Raw genomic sequence first — 4,506 nt, 5'->3', positions numbered from 1 at the left:
GTCTGCTTTTCTTTTAGTGTTTTGCCTCTAATTAAAAAAGATCATCATTCAGCTTTTGGATGGCTCTTTTCTTGAAAAGCACCGTCCTCCGCTTTTCGATCAGGTGAGACCCCACAGGCGAAGCCGAGGAGGCTCAGCGCCGCCCCTAAGGTCCGCGAGCATCCTTACGTTCCAATCACCCCCCTTGTTCAATAACAACAAAGTTTGCGAAAACAGCCTTTTTTTATGGAGTGAGGTTAAAGATCATTCTAAATTAAGGATCAAATTTTCGGAGACCTTGCGGGATATGCGGATCAAGTTGCCCTCACCGCTGGCGGAAAGCGAGTGAAGGTTTTGTCAGCACGCAAGTTTAATAAGTTTTTATTTTAATAGGCAAGGCTTATTCACTCATAATGTAAAGCTGCAATTAATACATAATTAAAAAAGGATTTAGGACAAAAAAGAGGAAATTAGTTAAAGCAGTCATAAAAAGGAGGGATAAAATGGCACAGCTTGAAAGGAAACCTTCTAAAGCGTCAAAGAGAGCAAGCCTGTATTTTACACTGCCCATACTTTCATGGGCGCTGTACGATTTTGCCAACACCATATTTTCTTCCAACATCAACACCATATTTTTTCCTTTCTATATACAAGAGGCTATCGGGGATAACGAGGTGCTTGACCAAATTGCCAGCACGTTTATTTCCTATGCAAATGCCGCAGCCAGTCTTTTGCTTGTATTATTTTCCCCTCTTTATGGAGTGATGATTGACCGCAGCGGTAAAAAGAAAAAGTATATGATCCCATTTACGATTATCGCGGTTGGTGCGACTTTCATGATGGGGGTATTTGGCAATTGGGATACTGGAAGCACATGGGGGAATCTCCCGGTTTCGCTTGGATTGGTCATTTTCTTTTTTATCATTGCGAAGTTTTTTTACCACTCGAGTCTCGTCTTTTATGATGCCATGATTGGCGATATCGGAAAGAAAGAGGACCTGCCGCTGATTTCAGGATTCGGGGTAGCGGTGGGGTATATTGGCACCTTGGTAGGCCTTGCCGTTTATCCGATCGTTGGAAAAGACGGAAACGAAGATGCGTTTATTCCAACAGCTATACTGTTCCTTTTGTTTTCGCTTCCGTTATTCTTCTTATATAAAGACCCTGAAACCAGCCAGGTGAAACAAAACCAGACATTCTTTTCAGGATATAAAGACATTATACAAACGTTCAGAGAAATGAAGAGCTATCATACTATTTTTACGTTTATGATTGCGTATTTCTTCTTAAATGACGCCATTTCGACCACAATAGCTATGATGGCCGTCTATGCCGGGACGGTTGTCGGATTCTCATCAAGTGCTTTTATTCTTTTATACCTGGTCTCCACCATTTCCAGTATTATAGGCTCGTTTATTTTTGGATACATTACAAGGGCCAAGGGAGCAAGAAAGTCGATTATTTATGTATCTATTTTACTTCTGGTTGCACTAGCCACAGCTGTTCTTGCACAGGACTCTATATGGTTCTGGGCTGCAGGAAGTATGTTTGGAATTGCTCTTGGGTCCCTATGGGTGACGTCCAGGACCTTCATCGTACAGCTGACTCCTGAGGAGAAGAGAGGCCAGTTCTTTGGTCTGTTTGCCTTTTCAGGAAAAGTTTCCTCGATCATCGGTCCCTTCATTTATGGAAGCATCACGCTGATATTTGCAGATTTAGGCACTATGGCAAGCAGACTTGCACTCGGTTCGTTAATGATCCTCACCTTAATCGGACTGATCATTATGATTAGAATGAAAGATGAAGTTCAGGTTCAATAAAAGAAACCCTGCTGTCTCTGCAGGGTTTTTCTATACTCAAAATAAAGGACGCAGCCAGGGAAGGATGCGTCCTAATCAGACGTTATAATGTATATGTTTGGATTATAGTTTTACAACGTTTTTAGCTTGTGGTCCGCGGTTGCCTTCTTCGATTTCAAATTCAACTTCTTGGCCTTCGTCAAGAGTTTTGAAACCTTCACCTTGGATAGCTGAAAAATGTACGAATACATCGTTTCCGCCTGGTACTTCAATGAAGCCAAATCCTTTTTCGCCGTTAAACCATTTTACTTTACCTGTTACTGTCATTCTAAAAATCCTCCTAAAAATAAAACAAAAATTTAATATGCTTTTTTTTATTTCCTTGATAAAAATAAAAATTCACACATTATCAAGCATCATAGCAAATTACCAATCTCTTTGATGTTTGATAATATGCAAATTCGTTATTATCTGGTTATTCTGACTAAATTATATAATAAATGCCTAAAAATAACAAGGAATCAATGCCATAAAAATCAGTTAGTCAGCCTTTATTTTCTATAGGTTTTCCTGATAATGAAACAGAAATTGAAATGGCTTTCATCTTTGGTGTAATAACATTCTTGGCGGATGCTTTCGTTTAAGCAATCGACATAAATGAGTCTTACTGGCTAAAGATTAACTAACATTAACAGAATATTGTGTTTACTATAACTGTAGACTTTTTTTCAGCATAGCAAAAATGTGTTGGGTATAAAAAAATTCCAGGAATAATTGAAAGATACTGGCCGAATCCTGTCAGGAATATAAACGTATTTATGAGTTACAGCGCTTTCCACAATAGGGCGGATGAATCGAACATGAATGAGCGGATAGGGAGCTGGGTACTGGAATGAAAATGTCCTCTTCAGTCATTTAAACAGGACGGATGAGGACCAAAATGACCCTGGCATATCAATTCCACAGGGTAAGTGCTGCCGGTTAAGCAGTTTCTTTGACTTTTAGAATATAGTTTTATATTATTTATCTTGTATTCGAGATAAATAGTTTAAAAGTTTTTTCGTATACAAAAAATGACTAGAGGTGACCACCATGACTAAGCTTTTATATGTAAAAGCAAATCCGAAAGAAGATTCATATTCGTTTTCCGCGCGTGTTGCGAACGAGTTTATCAATACTTACAAAGAAAGCAACATCAGTGATGAGGTAGAAGTGCTGGACTTATACAACACGGAACTGCCATTGATTGACCGTGATGTATTGAATGCATGGGGCAAGATTGCTGCAGGTACCGAATTAACTGAAACTGAGAATGCAAAGGTTTCTAGACTAGTTGAATTAGTGGACCAATTCTTAGCTGCGGATAAAGTGGTTTTCTCTGCTCCTATGTGGAACTTTGGATATCCTCCATTAATGAAAGCATATTTAGATTCCTTGTGTGTAGCGGGCAAAACGTTTAAGTATACAGAAAACGGTCCAGTTGGTCTAGCTGGTGACAAATCTGTAGCGCTGATTGAAGCACGGGGCGGAATTTATTCTGAAGGCCCTGCTATGGAAGTGGAGCATACTGAAAGCTTCTTTAAAACAATCATGAGCTTCATCGGTATTAACCATGTACAAACGGTCCTTATTGAAGGTGTGGCTGTTGACCCATCAAAGGCAGAAGACATTGTAAGTGAAGCAGCTTCTAAAGCCAAAGAAATTGCCAGCCAATTTTAACTTTTATTAGAATTCGATGCTAAATTTCATTATGAGTTTTAGCAGCTCTATGTTAATTGAAGTGGAAGGTGTGACCCTACTTGGGTACAAGCAGGTTATGGGAGTCCCGGCAGGTTTTTGCTAAGGTTGTCGGTTAGACCGCCCAAAGTGTGTGCCTTCGCTGCAATCAACATTCAGGTTCAACAGATCGTTTTAGAAGAAAAAGCAGTGGACTGAGTTCACTGCGCAGGCTGCCGGGAAAGTCTCGGCGGCCTTTCTTACTGTCCTGATACACAAGAACGGCCAAGCTCAGCGTGATAATCTGGTTCCTCCAAGAAGGCAGGCTGAAATTGATAAAATCGCTGCCATTGAACAGATGATTCCCGCTCGGTGATCCGCATATTCTTAATAGAACAGCGTAAAGGCTGCTGAGTAAGCATACATACCACTGGATAAGCATAAAGTACCTAACATAAGCATAGGAAGAAATTAGATAATTATAAACATGGAAAACATAAGCATAAAACCAAGAAACATGAGCATAAACCTTCAATATATAAGCATATCCTCAAAGAACTTAAGCATAAGCCCTATTGCGTGGTTCTGCTCCCTTCATATTTAATAAAAACCTTTTCCAAAAAGCCTGTTTTTGCAGAGCTGGGAAGGCAAGCTGCAAAAAAAGTTACCAGAATTACGATTCATCCTCTAAAAATAGTGGTTTTTTAGTAAAAAATTCGCCCCGCATACACCCCGCTGTTGTCTAGTCTGGCAATATAAGTGCAGCGGCATGGATTACACAATGAACTGAAAAAAATCCACTAAAATCATTAAAAGAATTGCAAACCTTCCAATTAAATTAAAGGCTGTTTTCGCAAACTTTGTTGCTATTGAACAAGAGGTTGATTTCCTCTCCAGGATGCTCGCTTTCCGCGGGGCGGGCGGTGAGCCTCCTCGGCTTCGCCTGCGGGGTCTCACCTGATCGAAAAGCGGAGGACGGTGCTTTTCAAGAAAAGATCCATCCAAAAGCTGA

4 protein-coding genes are annotated in these 4,506 nt (G+C 40.2%); 2 read left to right on the top strand and 2 right to left on the bottom strand.

From position 1 onward, the window contains the following. Positions 1–482: 482 nt before the first annotated feature. Positions 483–1,799, top strand: coding sequence for an MFS transporter (locus CUU66_RS08435; protein ID WP_101641246.1), 1,317 nt, complete (start codon positions 483–485; stop codon positions 1,797–1,799). A gap of 102 nt (positions 1,800–1,901) precedes the next feature. On the opposite strand, the gene cspD is transcribed toward CUU66_RS08435, so the two are convergent. Then, the gene (gene cspD, locus CUU66_RS08430) at positions 1,902–2,105 is read right to left on the bottom strand and encodes a cold-shock protein CspD (protein WP_101641245.1); all 204 of its coding nucleotides are present in this window, start codon (positions 2,103–2,105) and stop codon (positions 1,902–1,904) included. A 765-nt stretch (positions 2,106–2,870) separates the two neighbouring features. On the opposite strand from cspD, the gene CUU66_RS08425 reads away from it, so the two are divergent. After that, positions 2,871–3,497, top strand: a complete 627-nt coding sequence (locus CUU66_RS08425; RefSeq protein WP_101641244.1) for an FMN-dependent NADH-azoreductase — start codon at positions 2,871–2,873, stop codon at positions 3,495–3,497. 771 nt (positions 3,498–4,268) lie between these two features. Here CUU66_RS08425 and CUU66_RS24550 read toward each other — a convergent pair. Then, a partial coding sequence (locus CUU66_RS24550; RefSeq protein ID WP_219622786.1) for a hypothetical protein occupies positions 4,269–4,506 on the bottom strand: 238 nt, incomplete at its 5' end.

The organism is Peribacillus deserti (assembly GCF_002863585.1).
Lineage (GTDB): Bacteria > Bacillota > Bacilli > Bacillales > DSM-1321 > Paraperibacillus > Paraperibacillus deserti_A.
This window is presented reverse-complemented; position numbering and strand designations above follow the sequence as displayed.

Bases quoted from the DNA above. Each gene is read 5' to 3' on its own strand.
- CUU66_RS08435 (WP_101641246.1), top strand. From the start codon at position 483: ATGGCACAGCTTGAAAGGAAACCTTCTAAAGCGTCAAAGAGAGCAAGC.
- cspD (WP_101641245.1), bottom strand. From the start codon at position 2,105: ATGACAGTAACAGGTAAAGTAAAATGGTTTAACGGCGAAAAAGGATTT.
- CUU66_RS08425 (WP_101641244.1), top strand. From the start codon at position 2,871: ATGACTAAGCTTTTATATGTAAAAGCAAATCCGAAAGAAGATTCATAT.